18 protein-coding genes are annotated in these 15,051 nt (G+C 60.4%); 15 read left to right on the forward strand and 3 right to left on the reverse strand.

Annotated elements, in window-relative coordinates; translation table 11 throughout:
* The first annotated feature begins 46 nt into the window (after nt 1-46).
* Together QSV77_RS02670 and QSV77_RS02675 are read left to right on the forward strand one after the other, a co-directional pair.
* Nucleotides 47-772: a polysaccharide deacetylase family protein gene (locus QSV77_RS02670; protein ID WP_302732435.1), complete on the forward strand. Its 726-nt coding sequence runs from the start codon at nt 47-49 to the stop codon at nt 770-772.
* 261 nt (nt 773-1,033) lie between these two features.
* On the forward strand, nt 1,034-2,125 hold the full coding sequence (locus tag QSV77_RS02675) for a bifunctional transcriptional activator/DNA repair enzyme AdaA (RefSeq protein ID WP_302732436.1): 1,092 nt from the start codon (nt 1,034-1,036) through the stop codon (nt 2,123-2,125).
* Between the two features lie 297 nt (nt 2,126-2,422).
* Here the strand turns inward: QSV77_RS02675 and QSV77_RS02680 are convergent, their stop codons facing one another.
* Both QSV77_RS02680 and QSV77_RS02685 read right to left on the reverse strand, forming a co-directional pair.
* Nucleotides 2,423-3,607 (reverse strand): AI-2E family transporter, encoded by a 1,185-nt coding sequence (locus QSV77_RS02680; RefSeq protein WP_269698476.1) that lies wholly within the window; start codon nt 3,605-3,607, stop codon nt 2,423-2,425.
* Between the two features lie 86 nt (nt 3,608-3,693).
* Nucleotides 3,694-4,554 carry a VOC family protein gene (locus QSV77_RS02685; RefSeq protein ID WP_302732437.1) on the reverse strand — a complete coding sequence of 287 codons (861 nt, stop codon included), beginning with the start codon at nt 4,552-4,554 and terminating at the stop codon, nt 3,694-3,696.
* Between QSV77_RS02685 and QSV77_RS02690 the strand changes: the two genes are divergently transcribed.
* From QSV77_RS02690 to QSV77_RS02710, 5 genes are all read left to right on the forward strand, one after another.
* Nucleotides 4,537-4,785 (forward strand): hypothetical protein, encoded by a 249-nt coding sequence (locus QSV77_RS02690; protein WP_237681344.1) that lies wholly within the window; start codon nt 4,537-4,539, stop codon nt 4,783-4,785. The two genes, QSV77_RS02685 and QSV77_RS02690, sit on opposite strands and share 18 nt — an antisense overlap.
* A gap of 48 nt (nt 4,786-4,833) precedes the next feature.
* Entirely contained in the window at nt 4,834-5,244 is a 411-nt protein-coding gene (locus QSV77_RS02695; RefSeq protein WP_302732438.1) for a universal stress protein, read from the forward strand.
* A 61-nt stretch (nt 5,245-5,305) separates the two neighbouring features.
* Complete coding sequence (locus tag QSV77_RS02700) at nt 5,306-5,626, forward strand: TraR/DksA C4-type zinc finger protein (protein WP_302732439.1); 321 nt, start codon at nt 5,306-5,308, stop codon at nt 5,624-5,626.
* A gap of 330 nt (nt 5,627-5,956) precedes the next feature.
* Nucleotides 5,957-6,625, forward strand: coding sequence for a hemolysin III family protein (locus QSV77_RS02705; protein WP_302732440.1), 669 nt, complete (start codon nt 5,957-5,959; stop codon nt 6,623-6,625).
* A gap of 134 nt (nt 6,626-6,759) precedes the next feature.
* Nucleotides 6,760-7,254, forward strand: a complete 495-nt coding sequence (locus QSV77_RS02710; protein WP_302732441.1) for a GNAT family N-acetyltransferase — start codon at nt 6,760-6,762, stop codon at nt 7,252-7,254.
* A gap of 211 nt (nt 7,255-7,465) precedes the next feature.
* Here QSV77_RS02710 and msrB read toward each other — a convergent pair whose 3' ends face one another.
* Nucleotides 7,466-7,873, reverse strand: a complete 408-nt coding sequence (msrB, locus tag QSV77_RS02715; protein WP_142839355.1) for a peptide-methionine (R)-S-oxide reductase MsrB — start codon at nt 7,871-7,873, stop codon at nt 7,466-7,468.
* Between the two features lie 231 nt (nt 7,874-8,104).
* On the opposite strand from msrB, the gene QSV77_RS02720 reads away from it, so the two are divergent.
* The 8 genes from QSV77_RS02720 to ros all read left to right on the forward strand — a co-directional run bounded on the left by QSV77_RS02720 (nt 8,105) and on the right by ros (nt 14,910).
* Nucleotides 8,105-10,474 (forward strand): putative monovalent cation/H+ antiporter subunit A, encoded by a 2,370-nt coding sequence (locus QSV77_RS02720; protein WP_302732442.1) that lies wholly within the window; start codon nt 8,105-8,107, stop codon nt 10,472-10,474.
* A complete protein-coding gene (locus QSV77_RS02725) occupies nt 10,471-10,890 on the forward strand; it encodes a Na+/H+ antiporter subunit B (protein ID WP_065115158.1) in 420 nt (139 codons plus the stop codon). Before QSV77_RS02720 ends, QSV77_RS02725 begins: the two co-directional genes overlap by 4 nt.
* Complete coding sequence (locus QSV77_RS02730) at nt 10,890-11,267, forward strand: Na+/H+ antiporter subunit C (RefSeq protein ID WP_302732443.1); 378 nt, start codon at nt 10,890-10,892, stop codon at nt 11,265-11,267. Before QSV77_RS02725 ends, QSV77_RS02730 begins: the two co-directional genes overlap by 1 nt.
* 21 nt (nt 11,268-11,288) lie before the next feature.
* Complete coding sequence (locus QSV77_RS02735) at nt 11,289-12,863, forward strand: Na+/H+ antiporter subunit D (RefSeq protein ID WP_302732444.1); 1,575 nt, start codon at nt 11,289-11,291, stop codon at nt 12,861-12,863.
* Entirely contained in the window at nt 12,860-13,339 is a 480-nt protein-coding gene (locus QSV77_RS02740) for a Na+/H+ antiporter subunit E (protein ID WP_302732445.1), read from the forward strand. The genes QSV77_RS02735 and QSV77_RS02740 overlap by 4 nt, the downstream gene beginning before the upstream one ends.
* On the forward strand, nt 13,336-13,719 hold the full coding sequence (locus QSV77_RS02745) for a cation:proton antiporter (RefSeq protein ID WP_302732446.1): 384 nt from the start codon (nt 13,336-13,338) through the stop codon (nt 13,717-13,719). The genes QSV77_RS02740 and QSV77_RS02745 overlap by 4 nt, the downstream gene beginning before the upstream one ends.
* Nucleotides 13,716-14,048: a monovalent cation/H(+) antiporter subunit G gene (gene mnhG, locus QSV77_RS02750; RefSeq protein WP_302732447.1), complete on the forward strand. Its 333-nt coding sequence runs from the start codon at nt 13,716-13,718 to the stop codon at nt 14,046-14,048. The genes QSV77_RS02745 and mnhG overlap by 4 nt, the downstream gene beginning before the upstream one ends.
* 433 nt (nt 14,049-14,481) lie before the next feature.
* Nucleotides 14,482-14,910, forward strand: a complete 429-nt coding sequence (ros, locus tag QSV77_RS02755; protein WP_003497181.1) for a MucR family transcriptional regulator Ros — start codon at nt 14,482-14,484, stop codon at nt 14,908-14,910.
* Nucleotides 14,911-15,051: the final 141 nt, after the last annotated feature.

The following is a 15,051-nucleotide window of genomic DNA, read 5'->3' on the forward strand; positions in this document are numbered from 1 at the left end:
GCTTTGCGGGCGGATTGCCACGTCCTTACACTTCGGAAAACCAAAAATGCTGCGTCGCCTCTTCATTGCCGCCCTGTTAGTCTCTGCTTCATCCGCCGCATTCGCGGGCACCGGCCTTGTCGAGCCGACGCTGAAGATGACGCCGCAGCATGACGGCAAGGTGCGGGTGGCGATGACGCTGGATGCCTGCATGGGCAAGACCGATCACCGCATTCTCGATACGCTGGTGAAGGAGCGCATTCCGGCAACGATCTTCGTTACTGCCCGCTGGCTGAAACACAATGGCGAAGCGCTCGCCGTGCTCATGGCGCATCCGGATCTGTTCGAGATCGAAAACCACGGCGAAAACCATGTGCCGGCAGTGGACAAGCCGGTTTCCATCTACGGCATCGCCGCCGCCGGTTCGGAAGCGGCGGTCGAGCGGGAAGTGGAGGGCGGTCGCCAGGCCATCGTCGCCGCCACCGGCCTGCAGCCGCAATGGTTCCGTGGTGCGACGGCCAAATATACCAATTCGTCGATGTCCACCATCACCCGGCTCGGCATGCGGGTGGCCGGTTATTCCGTCAATGGCGATGGCGGCTCGCTGCTGGGTGCGGCGATGACGGCAAAACACATCGCCTCGGCAAAAGATGGCGACGTCATCATCTCCCACATCAACCAGCCCACCCATGAGGCGGGCGAAGGCGTGGTGAAAGGCCTTCTGGCGCTGAAAGCCCGTGGCGTCATCTTCGCCCGGCTGGACGACCCGTCCTTTGCACCGCCGGGGAACTGACCCGCAACGTTGCCGCCCATTTCTTCTCCCCGCCGGGGAGAAGATGCCCGAAGGGCAGACGAGGGGGCCAGCTCTCCGCATATCTCTGCCCTTGCCCCCTCATCCGGCGCTGCGCGCCACCTTCTCCCCGGCGGGGAGAAGAAATGGGCGGTGCTCGCTCACTCCGCTGGCAATGTCTCTCCCGAAGAAACAGGAAACATCATCTACATCCACGCCCGTTTTTCGGCGGTGCAGACCGGAAAATTGCGCTAGCATCCTCCCATGATGCTGTTCAAACGCCCCGACACCGAAACCCTGTATTCCGCCCTTGTGAACAAGGACCCCGCCTATGAAGGCGTGGCCTATGTCTGCGTGACCTCGACCAAGATCTTCTGCCGTTTCACCTGCACGGCGCGAAAGCCGAAGATCGAAAATTGCCGGTTCCGCGAGACCATCGCCGAATGCCTGGAGGCGGGCTTCCGCCCCTGCAAGCGCTGCAAGCCGATGTTGTCCTATGGTACCGCCGACGAGACCGTCACTGCGCTTCTGACGGCGCTGGAAAGCGAACCGGCGCGGCGCTGGTGCGAGGAGGATGTGGTGGCGCTGGGACACGATCCTTCCACCGTGCGCCGCACCTTCAAGCGTCGTTTCGGCATGAGTTTTCTGGAAATCGCCCGGCTGCGCCGGCTGGGAGACGCGGCGACGAGCCTTGCCTCCGGCGAGGCGGTGATCGGCGCTCAGATCGATGCGGGTTACGAATCCGGCAGTGGCTTTCGCTCGGCGATCAACCAGTTCTTCGGCACCTCGCCCGTCGCCATGAAGGGCAAGGGGTTTTTGAAGGGTGACTGGATCGATACGCCGATCGGCCCGATGCTGGTCGTTGCCGACGATCATGCCCTGCATCTGCTCGAATTCGCCGACCGGCCGGCGCTTGCCGCCGAACTGAAGCGGCTGAAGACCCGCACCGGCGCGGATATGGTGCTGGGCCGCACCGCGGTGACCGGCCAGATCGAAGCGGAACTCAAGGCCTATTTCGCCGGCAGTTCGGCTGCCTTCGAAACCCGCCTTGCCGGCCACGGCACGCCCTTCGAGCGCGATGTCTGGCGCAACCTGCGGGAAATCCCGGTGGGTGAGATCGTCAGCTATTCCTCACTCGCAACCAGCATGGACAGGTCATCCGCCGTGCGCGCCGTGGCCCGCGCCAATGGCGCCAACCAGATCGCCATCGTCGTGCCCTGCCACCGGGTGCTGGGGGCGGATGGCAGCCTGACCGGTTATGGTGGAGGCCTGTGGCGGAAGAAATGGCTGATAGAGCACGAGCGTCGCATGGCGAGCGTGCTGGCGCAGGCGCAGGGAATGCCGCTCGCTTCCTGAGCGGCGTGGCTGTTGGGTTTTGAGAGGGTGTCCGTTGACGGGGGCGCGTGTGGCTTACCCCCCTCTGCCCTGCCGGGCATCTCCCCCTCAAGGGGGGAGATCGGCAAGAGGCGCAATCATCGCTTCATTCGCAAACATTGAGATGGGCGAGACCTAACCACGAGTCGATCTCCCCCCTTGAGGGGGAGATGCCCGGCAGGGCAGAGGGGGGTAAACGCCACACGCCCCCCGTCAAAGGACAATCTCCTGACAGCTCAAACCCGGGGGCGCTTCGCACTTCCGCCAGCAAACCGCCGGTCAATCCGGCAGTTTCGGCACAACCCGGCGCGAGGGAAACAGCTCGCGCGTCACCGTCATGGCAATCAGCGACAGCGGCAGGGCCAGCATGGCGCCGGCCGCGCCCCACATCCATGTCCAGAAGATGATCATCACGAAGACGAGGAACGGATTGATTTCCATGTTGCGGCCCACGACAGCCGGAAAGGCGAGGTTTTCCATCAACAGGTGAATGGTGAAGAAGATAGCCGCCGGCATGAGTGCGAAAATCATGTTATCATGGGTGATGATGCCGGCCACCGTCAGCGATATCGTCATGGCGGTGATGCCGAGAAACGGCACGAAGCTGGAGAGGAAGGCGAACAGCCCCCACAGAAGCGGCATGGCGAGCCCGCCGAAATAGGCGATAATCACCATCGTCACGCCAAGCCCGGCATAGATCAGCGCTGCCGTGGCGAAATAGGTGCCAAGCACTTCTTCCACCGAGCCGATGATGCGGATGGTTCTGAGCCGCTGGTGGCGGGCCGGAAAGGCCATGATGATCGCCTTGCGCAGCCGCAGCCGGCTATAGAGAAACATCAGCAGCGCGGCGAGGAAGATCAGCCCCTGAATGACGGCGGGGGTGATGTTAGCGCCGAGCACGGAGATGATCTCGCCGCTGCGCGAAATCAGCGACTCCATCGACATGGATCCCATGCTGAAACTGGCTGCCGAGATATTCAGCCATCTGAGACTTTGCAGATAGGGCAGGAAACGGTCGATGCTGCGCTCCACCAGCGCCGGCCCTTCCGAAGCGAGCAGGGAAAGCGGCTCGCTCAGTGAATTGACCACGAAAAACATCACCGCCGCCACCAGCGTGGAGAGGATGAGCGCGACGCCGAAGCCGGGAATGCCGTAAGAGCCGAGTTTTTCGGCGGCGATGCCGAGGATCATGCCGACCACGATGGCCATCACCACCGGGATGAGGATGAGCGACAATTCGTGAATGACCGCCATCAGCATGATGAGGAAAATGCCGATCACCGACCAGGCGACAACGACATCAAGCGCTTCGCGGCCAAGCGGCTGCTGGCTGCGCGCATCGTCGCGACGTGAAGCGAAGGCAGGGGTTTCCAGCGGATCCGCCCTTGTCACCGGCGCGGCGCCGCCGCCGGCCACGTGATGGCCCAAAGTGCCGGTCTTGTCCGGTCTGGCATTTTCATTCATCGAACTGTCCCCCAATAAGGGCACAAACGTTCGAAAAATATGGCGGTTCCGGGGCGGCGCAAATTTTGGGCCGCCCCTTTTTACGTTTATGCGGAAAGCTTTAGTCCGATGCCCCATGGGTCTTTCAGAACGATGCCATCACTTTGCCGCTCGGTCGCGATTTCCAGCCTGTCGAGCGCGGCAACAGCCCTGTCGAGTGCTTCAGGCTCGTTGAATTTCAGCGAGTAACCGGAAAGCCCCGTCATATTGTCCTTGCGTGCCGCAGCACCCCGGCTGTTCCAGATATTGGCGGCCACATGGTGGTGATAGGCCCCGGAGCCGAAGAAGCTCGCGCCCGGATAACGCGCCATGATGTTCAGCCCCAGCACATCACGATAAAATTCATCCGCCTGCGGAATATTGCCGACCTGCAGATGAATATGGCCGATGGCCGTTCCCTCCGCAGCACCTGCGAAAGCGGTTTTCGGCGCGCTGTCGTAAAGCGCCTGAAGATTGAGGGCGAGGGTTGCCATTTCCACCGTACCATCAGGCTGGTAGGTCCATTCCGATGGCTGCCGGTCGCGATAGACCTCGATGCCGTTGCCTTCCGGGTCGGCAAGGTAGATCGCCTCGCTGACCAGATGGTCGGACGCGCCCTGAAGCTGCACGTTGTTATGGGCGGCATGGGCCAGCCATAGCGCCAGATCATCGCGGCTCGGCATCAGGAAGGCGGTGTGGAACAGGCCGGCGGCATTGCGCGGCGCGCGTTCCGCCGCATTGGAGGTGGAAAGCGTCAGGAGCGGCTGGCCATTCACGCCCAGAACCTCGCCGCTCTGGTTCTTTTCAAGGACCGAAAGGCCGATGATCTTCTGGTAGAAATCCGAAACCCGCGGCAGATCGTGGACGACGAGATGAGCCTGACCGACATAGGCCGGTCGCGTCAGGGCGAATTGTTTGATTTCACTCATCATAATCTCCATATTGAATATGACGCGCCGGAAAGCGGATCGGCGGTCACCGGCATTGGCCGACGCCGCTTTGCGGCGTTTGTCTGTGGTGAATATGGGCGGATTTCGTCGTTCAGCAAAGATCGCCGTCTGGCGATTGACCGTCCACTATTCGTTGACAATGCCCTGTCGCGAGACCCGCACAGCCTTGACTTCGATCAAGGCGGATCAGGCGATAGCAGGCAAATATGAGCTTGAACACGACACGCGAAACGGCGGAATAAGCCAAAGGAGACAGCCATGTACAAGAAGATCATCGTACCGGTAGACCTCAGCGCCACCGACAAGGGGGAAAAGATCCTCGCAAAAGCCAAGGCGCTGCTGGACCCCGATGGCGAGATCGTCCTCATCAACGTGGTTGAGGAACTGCCTGGTTACATGGCGATCGACCTGCCGGTCGACCTTATTGAAAACGCCATCAAGGACGCCAAGGCGAAACTTGCGGAGCTGAAGGTAAAGAGCGGATTTAACGGCAGCCAGGAAATCAGAAGCGGCGCACCGGCGCGTGAGATCATCGCCGCCGCCGAGGACCACAAGGCCGACCTCATCATCATCGCGTCGCATACGCCGGATTTCAGCAATTATTTCATCGGCGCCACCGCCGACCGCGTGGTGCGCCACGCCAAATGCTCGGTGCTGATCGACCGGTAAAAAGCGGCCATCAAAAGGGTTGCGGGCGAATGGCCGCCCGCATCGGCTGGAGGAAAACACCATGAATGTCGAGAGTTACGAGAAAATCCTGCGCGACCGACAGCGTGAGCTTTACCGCCGCCTGCACCGGATCGAGTTCGATTTCGAACAGCCGCGCAATCCCGATGACGAGGAACGCGCCACGGAGCGCAACAATGACGAAGTGCTGGACGAGATGGGGCAGGTGGGGCAGGACGAGCTGCGCGCCATCGACGCAGCCCTCGACCGCATCGCCAGGGGCACCTTCGGCACCTGCGTGAAATGCGGCAAGACGATCTCGGAGGAGCGGCTGAAGGCGGTACCCTATACGCCGTTCTGTCAGGAATGTGCTGCGGCTTTGTGATACGCAACTGAAAAGGGCTGCGAGGTCACCGCGAGTTTCTTCTCCCCGAGGGGGAGAAGGTGCCCCGAAGGATCGGATGAGGGGGCAACGCCAGCGATGGACCGCACCCTTTCCCCCTCATCCCGCTGCCGCGGACTTCTCCCCGGCGGGGAGAAGAAACAGGCGGCAACCGTTCGCTCCATCGGCGATTGCTGTGGCCGCAGAACGACCCGCACCTCTCCTTTCGCAACAGCCTCGAACGCAATTTGATCGACGTTAACCGGCTGCTGTCTTGTTCCTGTCTAATATTGTCTCCATGCTTTGGTGGAAGCACGCAGACGGGAATGAACTATGAGTGATTTGTGGCGGTTCGGGCGCAAATATGATTTTCACGAGATTGTCGCCGATGGCATCGTCCATGGCGTCGGCATTGTTTTTGCGCTGGTCGGCGCCACGGCGCTGATTTTTTACGCTACCGTCTGGGGTACGCTGAGCGCGATTGCGGCCGCGTGGATTTATGGTCTCGGTCTGGTCGCCTGTCTCTCCGTCTCCTTCACCTATAATATCTGGCCGCATTCCCGGGTAAAATGGTTCCTGCGCCGGCTGGATCATTCGGCGATCTTCATCCTGATCGCGGCCACCTACACGCCCTTCCTGATGCGCGGCATCAACGATTCGCTGATCGCCACCATGCTGGGGCTGATCTGGCTCACCGCGCTCTGCGGCATCTTCCTCAAATGTGTGTTTCCCGGCCGATACGACCGGGTGGCCATCGGTCTTTATCTCGCGATGGGCTGGAGCGGAATCATGGTGGTCGAGCCCCTGTCGTCGCATCTCGCTCCCGTCACACTCTGGCTGATCGTCGCCGGCGGCGTCATCTATTCGCTTGGCGTGATCTTCCATGTCTGGGAAAAGCTGCGCTTCCAGAATGCCATCTGGCATGGTTTCGTCGTCACCGCCGCCGCCATTCATTATTTCGCCGTGGTCACCGCTTTCAGCCTCGTTCCGATGGCATCCTGAATAGCCTCCCCATATCACGCCGCAGACACTGGAGCAGACACTGGACAGGCCGCCGCGTCATCGCTTAAGGCTCGTGAGGATCGCGACCGCAACAGGGCCGGCGCGTATTCCACAATGAGCGAGGGCGAAGCATAATGACCGTGGAACTGCGTGACGCGACCGTGGATGATCTCTCCGGCATCATGGAGATTTACAATGATGCGGTCGTCAATACGACGGCGATCTGGAACGACGTGCTGGTCGATCTGGAAAACCGCAAAGAGTGGTTCGCTGCGCGCAAGGCGCGGGGCTTTCCGGTCATCGTCGCCATCCTTGACGGCAAGGTTGCCGGCTACGCCTCCTATGGCGACTGGCGCGCTTTCGACGGTTACCGCCACACCCGCGAACATTCGGTCTATGTGCACAAGGACGCGCGCGGCCACGGCATCGGCAAGCGGCTGATGCAGGCGCTGATCGACCACGCTTCCGGCAATGACGTGCATGTGCTGATCGCCGCCATCGAAGCGGAAAACACCGCCTCCATCCGCCTGCATGAAAGCCTCGGTTTCAGGGTCGTCGGACGATTTTCGGAAGTCGGCACCAAGTTCGGCCGCTGGCTGGATTTGACCTGTATGGAGCTGAAGCTCTGAGCTGAAAGCCACCTGTAGATCGGGCGAGTGCCGCCTTGTTCTTCTCCCCGTCGGGGAGAAGTCCGCGGCAGCGGGATGAGGGGGCAAGCTCTCCGAAATCCGGCAAGGTTGCCCCCTCATCCGACCCTTCTGGCCACCTTCTCCCCGGCGGGGAGAAGAAACTCGCGGCACCGTTTGCGACACAAAGTCGATTAAGAGGTTCTAAACCCCTTCAAACCGGCTCGAACACCATCGAGTGGCCGTTGATACAGTAACGCAGTCCGGTCGGCTTCGGGCCGTCGGGGAAGACGTGGCCGAGGTGACCGCCGCAATTGGCGCAGCGGATTTCGGTGCGCACCATGCCGTGGCTGACGTCGCGGAGTTCCGTCACCGCATCCGGTTTGATCGGCTCGAAATAGCTCGGCCAGCCACAGCCGGCATCGAACTTGGTGTCGGAGAGAAACAGCGGCTCGTCACAGGCGGCGCAGCGATAGAGGCCTTTTTCGGTCGAGTTCCAGTAGGGACCGGTGAAAGGGCGCTCCGTGCCGTGCTCGCGCAGAATGTAATATTGCTCCGGCGTCAGCTGTTCACGCCAGTCGGCATCGCTCTTGTTGACTTTGGGGGGTGTCAGATCGCTCATGGAATGATCCTTTCTGTTCCTGCCAGAAATAGTCATCGTCGTCACGGATTGAAAGAGGACACATCTCAATAACGAGTCCGTTATGCTGCGAACAGGGTGCCGATTTGGGTTGAGATGGCGTTGCCTATGCCTTAACTGAAAATTCGATTTGAAAAAGAGAACGCCAGCCATTGGCGCACGGGGTTGGGGACACCCCAGGCAGATGTGTGGGGGACACCCCGGGAGATGTTAATGACACCAGATGTCACGCCGCTGACATTCCTGTCGCTGTTTCTGCCGTTTCTGGCAGCGCTTGCCGCACCGGTGCTGGTGAAAAGGTTCGGGCACAATGCCGCCTGGCTGCTGGCGCTTGCGCCGGGACTGGCCTTTATCCATTTCGCGCTGATGCTGCCTGACATTGCGGCGGGCGGTGTGGTGACGGGCGGTTACGCCTGGGTGCCAAGCTTCAATCTCAGCTTCTCCTGGTTCATCGACGGCCTGTCGCTCACCTTCGCGCTGCTAATCACCGGCATCGGCCTGCTGATCGTGCTTTATGCCGGCGGTTACATGAAGGGACATCCGCAGCAGGGCCGCTTTCTGTCCTTCCTTTTGCTTTTTATGGGCGCGATGCTGGGCGTCGTGGTCTCCGACAGCCTGCTGATGCTGTTCGTTTTCTGGGAATTGACCTCCATCACCTCCTTCCTGCTGATCGGCTTCGATCACCAGCGTGCCGCCTCGCGCCGCGCTGCGCTGCAGGCGCTGGTGGTGACGGGTGGTGGCGGCCTGCTGCTGCTTGCCGGGCTGATCTTCATCTGGGACATGAGCGGCATGACGCAACTGTCGATGCTGGTGCGCGGCGGCGACATATTGCGCGACAGCCCGTTTTACCTGGCGGCACTGCTTCTGGTCCTCGGTGGCGCTTTCACCAAATCAGCGCAGTTTCCCTTCCATTTCTGGCTGCCAAACGCCATGGAAGCACCGACGCCGGTATCGGCCTATCTGCATTCGGCAACCATGGTTAAGGCCGGCGTCTATCTTTTGATGCGCCTCAATCCGGTTCTCGGAGACACGGCCGCATGGCAGATCCTGCTGCCTTTCTTCGGCGGCCTGACCATGCTCACCGGCGCGTTGCTGGCCGTGCGCCAGACCGACCTGAAGCTGATGCTCGCTTATACCACCGTATCGTCGCTCGGCCTTCTGGTGATGCTCACCGGCTTTGGTTCGGACCACGCCATTGAAGCTGCGGTGCTTTATCTGGTGGCGCATTCGCTGTTCAAGGGCGCGCTGTTTATGGTCGCCGGCATCATCGACCACGAGACCGGCACGCGCGATGTCACGAAGCTTGCCGGCTTGCGCAAGGCGATGCCCATCACCTTTGCAGCGGCGCTCGCCGCAGCGATTTCCATGGCCGGTCTGCCGCCGTTTTTCGGCTTTCTCGCCAAGGAAGAGATTTATTACGCGCTGGCGCATGGCAATCCGCGGGCCGTGCTGTTTACCGGCATCGCCATTCTCGGCAATGCGCTGATGTTCGCCGTCGCCTTCGCGGTGGGGCTGAAACCCTTTCTCGGCAAACCGGTGAAAACCCCGAAACATGCGCATGAAGGCCCGCTGCTGCTCTGGCTCGGCCCGGCGCTGCTGGCACTGAAGGGGCTCACCATCGCTCTCTTTTCCGGCGTCGCGCATTTCTACATTTCCATCCCCATGGCGAGCGCCATTACCGGTGAGCCGCGTCCGGTGGAAATCTCGCTCATTCCCCATATCGGCGTGCCGCTTGGCCTGTCGCTGCTCACGGTCGCGATCGGCATCGTCCTTTATATGCAGCTTGTCCCGCTCCGCGGCCTGATGGACCGCACGTTCAAGGCGCTGGGTGCCGGGCCGGACAGGGGTTTCGATGTCTTCATAGACGCGCTGGTGAAAATCTCCTTCCACGTCACACGGCTCATTCAGCCCGGCCGGCTGGAATTTTACGTTACCGCCACCTTCGCCGTCATCGCCGCCGTGCTGCTTGCGCCGTTGTTTCTTTATGGTGAACTTCCGGCGATGCCAGCGTGGCCGCACGATATTCAGATCCATGAACTGACCTTCATTGCCATTGCGGTGGTGGGGCTTCTTGCGGTGCTGACGGCATCGAGCCGGCTCACCGCCATCATCGCGCTTGGCATTCAGGGCTTTGCGGTGGCGGTCATTTTCCTGCTGTTCGGCGCGCCCGACCTTTCCTTCACGCAATTCATGGTCGAGACCCTGTCGGTGGTCATTCTGACGCTGGTCATGACGCGGCTTCGCCTGTCGCCGTCGGACCATCGCGGGCTTGGCCAGAAGCTGCTGGACGGCACCATCGCCATTGCCTGTGGCACCGGCTTTGCCCTGTTCCTGATGCGGGCGACGCAAGCGAGTTTCGATAACCGCCTGACGGACTTCTACAACACCTATTCCAAGGTCGTCGCCCATGGCGCCAATGTGGTCAACGTCATCATCGTCGATTTCCGCGGTACGGATACGCTGGGCGAAATCGCCGTGGTGATGATAACAGGTCTCGCCATCCTCGCGCTCATCCGCATCCGCCCGGCCGCCGCCGTCAAGGGCCCGGCAAAGACGCCGAAGAAGAAGGGAGTGCGGGCATGAATACGCTCATTCTGCGCACCGTCGCCCCTGTCATCACCAGTCTCATGGTGCTCTTCTCGATCTTCGTTTTGCTGCGCGGCCACAACGAACCGGGCGGTGGTTTCATCGGCGGGCTGATCGCGGTTTCGGCGCTGGCGATCTATGGTATCGCTTATGGCGTGGCGGCGGTCAGGCGTGCCATCGTGTTTCATCCGCTGTCGATCGCAGGCGCGGGGCTGCTGATGGCGATGCTCTCCGGCCTCGTTTCGATTGCTGCCGGCGTGCCCTTCATGACCGGGCTCTGGGTCTATCCAAGCCTGTTCGGCATCGAGGTGCCGCTCTCCACCGTCATGTCCTTTGATATAGGGGTTTACCTCGTCGTGGTCGGCGCCATCACCTCCATTGCGTTGGCACTGGAAGAAAGGGAAAGCGACTGATGGAAGCGGTCTTCTCCATTCTCGTCGGCATCTTCTTTTCGGTGGCGATCTATCTCATGCTGTCGCGCCACAGCATCCGCATGCTGCTCGGCATCGCCATTCTCGGCAATGCGGTCAATCTCCTGCTGTTCACGGCGGGCAGGCTGACGCGCGAAGTGCCGCCGATCATTCCCGCGGGCATGAATACGTTGCCGGCGGGTGCTGCCAATCCGCTGCCGCAGGCGCTGATCCTGACGGCAATCGTCATTTCCTTTTCCTTCTTCTGTTTTCTTCTGGTGCTGACCTGGCGTGCCTTCCAGGAGTTGCAGACCGACGACACGGACGAAATGCGCACCGCAGAACCAGCAGGCGAGCCAATGCCGCCGCTCGGTTATTGAGCGGGCGGAGCATAGACAGACATGGCCTCATCCACCCCTTCCGCAGTTACCGATCTTTCCGCAGCGTTCGTCATGGCGCCCGTGGCGCTGTCCGACTGGCTGATCATCCTGCCGGTCGCGCTCTGCATTGGTGCGGGTGCCGTGCTGATGATGATGCGACACGCCATCCGCCACCATGCGGCCGTTGCCATTGCGTCGCTTTTCCTGCTGGTGCTGCTTGATGCAGTGCTTCTATGGAAGGTCGCGACGCAGGGCCCGTTCACCATGGTGATGGGCCGCTGGCTGCCGCCTTTCGGTATTGCCTTTACCGCCGATCTGACCGGCGCGCTGCTGTCGCTTGCCGCTGCCATCGTTGCGCTTGCTGGCGCCATCCATGCCGCCGGCGATATCGACGCCAGCGCCAGGCGTTACGGCTTTTATCCGTTCCTGATGCTGCTGATGGCGGGTGTTAGCGGCGCTTTCCTGACGGGTGATCTGTTCAACCTCTATGTCTGGTTCGAGGTGCTGCTGATCTCGTCCTTCGGTCTCATCGTGCTCGGGTCGACACGCGAACAGATCGACGGGGCGCTGAAATACGCCATATTGAACCTCATCGGCACCACGCTGTTCCTGATCACGGTCGGTTATCTCTACGCTATCTTCGGTACGCTCAACATGGCCGATATCGCCCTGAAGGCGAACGGGCTGCGCGGAACCGCGCCGCTGATGACGCTTGCCAGCCTGTTTGCGCTGGCTTTCGCCATGAAGGCCGCCGCCTTTCCGGTGAACTTCTGGCTGCCCGCTTCCTATCACACGCCGCGCATCGTCGTATCCGCCCTGTTCGGCGGGTTGCTCACCAAGGTCGGCATCTATTCGCTGCTGCGCGTCATGGTCATGCTGTTTCCTGTCGAGCGGGAGGAGCTCAGCATCGTCATCGCCGTTTCCGCAGCGCTGACCATGGTGCTGGGCGCGATGGGCGCACTCGCCCAGAACGACATCCGCCGCATGCTGGGTTATATCGTCATATCGGGCATCGGTTACATGATGGCGGGCATCGCCATCGGTACACCGTCGGGCGTGTCAGGCGCGATCTTTTACGCGCTGCATTCCATGGTGCTGATGACGGCGCTTTATCTTGCCGCCGGCCATGCCGCCCGCCTCGGCGGCAGCTTCAGCCTGACGGCGCTGAGCGGTCTCTATCGGCAGGCCCCGTGGTTTTCGGCGCTGGCGCTGGCGTTGTTTTTTGCCGGCTCCGGCCTGCCGCCGTTTTCCGGCTTCTGGCCGAAGGCGGTGCTGGTCAAATCGGCGATCGATATCGGCGCGTGGTGGCTCGCCGCCGCCATTCTCGCCTCCGGCTTCATCGCCACCATCGCTTTCGGGCGGATATTCCTTCTGTGTTTCTGGCGCCCGGCGGCGTCGGCAGGCCAGCCGTCATCACCGGCACCGTCCTCTCCGGCGCTGCCCTCCGTCGTGCCGCTGGTCGGGCTGACCTTGCTCGTGGTATTTTTCGGCCTGTTCCCGGAAAGCCTGCTCAGTCTCAGCCAGCAGGCAGCCGTGGGGCTCGGTGATCCCCAGGCCTATATCCAGTCGGTCTTTTCGCGGGGAGGCAAACCATGAGCCTCTATATCGTTCTGTCGATGTTCCTTGCCATCTGGCTTGCCATAACCGGCAGCGTCACGCCGGCGAACATTGTCTTCGGCGTCATCGTCTCGGCACTGGCGCTCGGGCTTATCCGTCATCAGATACCCAGGGGCAATAATCACTGGCTGCGGCTGACGCGGATACTGTCGCTCGTGCTGCTGTTCTTCAAGGAACTGGCGCTGTCTGCCTGGAAGGTGGCGGTGCTGGTGACGCGGCCGAATCTCCACGTGCAGCCCGGCATCTTCGCTTATCCGCTGACGGTGACGACGGACTTCCAGATCACGCTGCTCGCCAATCTCATCACGCTCACACCCGGCACGCTGTCGGTCGATGTATCCGGGGACAGGAAAACGCTCTACGTCCACGCAATCGACTGTAGCGATATCGAAGCCGCCAGAAACGACATCCGCAACGGCTTTGAAAAAAAGATCATGGAGGCGTTTCAGCAATGACGCCGGAACAAATAGTTTCATTTGCAACTATACTTGCCTCGGTTGTACTCTCGGCAGCCTTTTTGCTGACAGTATATCGTGTCGTTATCGGGCCGACCCTGCCGGACCGGATCGTCGCGCTCGACATGCTGGTCGGCATCGCCATCGGCTTCATCGCGGTCATCGCCATCCGCACCGGCTTCACCCTTTATGTCGATATCGCGATTGCGCTGGGGCTCGTCGGTTTTCTCGCAACGGTGGCCTTTGCCCGTTTCGTTCTGGCGCGCGGCGCAGATGGCGGGCGAAAGTCGAAAGCGGTGCTGGATGGCGAAAGAGCGCGAGAATCTGAAAAAAAATCGCAGAATCAAATGGTTGGCGGAAAAAGAAAGGGCGGAAAATGACCGGCTGGCTGGTGGCTATCCTCGTTGCGGCGCTGACGGTCTCGGGAGCCGCCTTTTCACTGATCGCCGCAATCGGGCTCAGTCGCCTGCCTGATGTCTACACCCGCATGCATGCGGCCTCCAAGGCGGGAACGGTGGGGTCCGGGCTGTTGCTTTTGGCGGTCGGCATTCATTCCATGGATATGTCGACGCTGGCACGGGCACTTGCCGGTTTCTTCTTCTTCATTCTGACAGCACCTGTCTCCGCGCATCTTCTGGCTATGGCCGCGCATAAGGCAGGTTATCCGCTTCACGACAAATCGGTAGTTGATGACCTCAAGAAAATTTGAAGTTGAAATTACCCCCAATAATAGGGGGTATTCATTTTCAATTACCACTTGGCATAGTATTTTATTACCCGTAATTTTTTGTATTGCGATTAGACTGTTTTGAACTGAAAAATTCACAATAGGAATTTGACTTTTGCTGTTTTGCTGTTATCCAAATTAAGTGTAAAGTTGCTAATCGCGATTTGCATCTAGCCTCTTCATAGTCGGCATAGGCATTTTATTAATGTCTAATCTATGACCTCTCGGGTCATTGCTGCCCATGTCGCGGGCCATAAGTTGAATCTCGGATCAATACGTTTCCGGTTTTCGCTTGAAATCTAGGGGTAGATTTCATGTTGGTTTCAACAAAGCGAAGGTGGGGCACCGGGTAACTTCACATCGCTCGAAGCGGCGTTCGCTCGCTTCCGGAGATAAATAAACAGGAGATACTTAAATGACGGAAACTGCATACGGTAACGCCCAGGATCTGCTGGTCGAACTGACGGCGGATATTGTGGCTGCCTATGTTAGCAACCACGTCGTTCCGGTAACAGACCTTCCCGGCCTTATTTCGGATGTTCACACGGCACTCAGCGGCACCTCGGCACCGGCATCGGTGGCGGTCAATGTTGAAAAGCAGAAGCCTGCCGTCTCGGTTCGCAAGTCGGTTCAGGACGATCATATCGTCTGTTTGGAATGCGGCGGCTCGTTCAAGTCGCTGAAGCGCCATCTCACGACGCATCACAGCATGACGCCGGAAGAATATCGCGAAAAATGGGACCTGCCGGTCGACTATCCGATGGTTGCGCCCGCCTATGCCGAAGCCCGCTCGCGGCTCGCCAAGGAAATGGGTCTCGGCCAGCGCCGCAAGGCCAGCCGCTAATCGGATCTGCCTGTTCTTCTCCCCGCCGGGGAGACGATGGCAGGAAGGGTCAGATGAGGGGGCAAACTCTCCGCATATCGCCGACTAAGCCCCCTCAATCCGCTGCCGCGACCTTCTCCCCGGCGGGGAGAAGGCGGCAAG

The sequence above is a fragment of the Agrobacterium sp. V1 genome, assembly GCF_030518355.1.
Classification (GTDB): Bacteria; Pseudomonadota; Alphaproteobacteria; order Rhizobiales; family Rhizobiaceae; genus Agrobacterium; species Agrobacterium cucumeris.

Excerpts from the sequence above, each read along its gene's own strand:
- mnhG (WP_302732447.1), top strand. The coding sequence starts at position 13,716 with ATGACCGGCTGGCTGGTGGCTATCCTCGTTGCGGCGCTGACGGTCTCG.
- QSV77_RS02710 (WP_302732441.1), top strand. The coding sequence starts at position 6,760 with ATGACCGTGGAACTGCGTGACGCGACCGTGGATGATCTCTCCGGCATC.
- QSV77_RS02705 (WP_302732440.1), top strand. The coding sequence starts at position 5,957 with ATGAGTGATTTGTGGCGGTTCGGGCGCAAATATGATTTTCACGAGATT.
- QSV77_RS02725 (WP_065115158.1), top strand. The coding sequence starts at position 10,471 with ATGAATACGCTCATTCTGCGCACCGTCGCCCCTGTCATCACCAGTCTC.
- msrB (WP_142839355.1), bottom strand. The coding sequence starts at position 7,873 with ATGAGCGATCTGACACCCCCCAAAGTCAACAAGAGCGATGCCGACTGG.
- QSV77_RS02670 (WP_302732435.1), top strand. The coding sequence starts at position 47 with ATGCTGCGTCGCCTCTTCATTGCCGCCCTGTTAGTCTCTGCTTCATCC.
- QSV77_RS02745 (WP_302732446.1), top strand. The coding sequence starts at position 13,336 with ATGACGCCGGAACAAATAGTTTCATTTGCAACTATACTTGCCTCGGTT.
- QSV77_RS02680 (WP_269698476.1), bottom strand. The coding sequence starts at position 3,607 with ATGAATGAAAATGCCAGACCGGACAAGACCGGCACTTTGGGCCATCAC.
- QSV77_RS02675 (WP_302732436.1), top strand. The coding sequence starts at position 1,034 with ATGATGCTGTTCAAACGCCCCGACACCGAAACCCTGTATTCCGCCCTT.
- QSV77_RS02695 (WP_302732438.1), top strand. The coding sequence starts at position 4,834 with ATGTACAAGAAGATCATCGTACCGGTAGACCTCAGCGCCACCGACAAG.
- QSV77_RS02720 (WP_302732442.1), top strand. The coding sequence starts at position 8,105 with ATGACACCAGATGTCACGCCGCTGACATTCCTGTCGCTGTTTCTGCCG.
- QSV77_RS02730 (WP_302732443.1), top strand. The coding sequence starts at position 10,890 with ATGGAAGCGGTCTTCTCCATTCTCGTCGGCATCTTCTTTTCGGTGGCG.
- QSV77_RS02685 (WP_302732437.1), bottom strand. The coding sequence starts at position 4,554 with ATGAGTGAAATCAAACAATTCGCCCTGACGCGACCGGCCTATGTCGGT.
- ros (WP_003497181.1), top strand. The coding sequence starts at position 14,482 with ATGACGGAAACTGCATACGGTAACGCCCAGGATCTGCTGGTCGAACTG.
- QSV77_RS02735 (WP_302732444.1), top strand. The coding sequence starts at position 11,289 with ATGGCCTCATCCACCCCTTCCGCAGTTACCGATCTTTCCGCAGCGTTC.
- QSV77_RS02700 (WP_302732439.1), top strand. The coding sequence starts at position 5,306 with ATGAATGTCGAGAGTTACGAGAAAATCCTGCGCGACCGACAGCGTGAG.
- QSV77_RS02740 (WP_302732445.1), top strand. The coding sequence starts at position 12,860 with ATGAGCCTCTATATCGTTCTGTCGATGTTCCTTGCCATCTGGCTTGCC.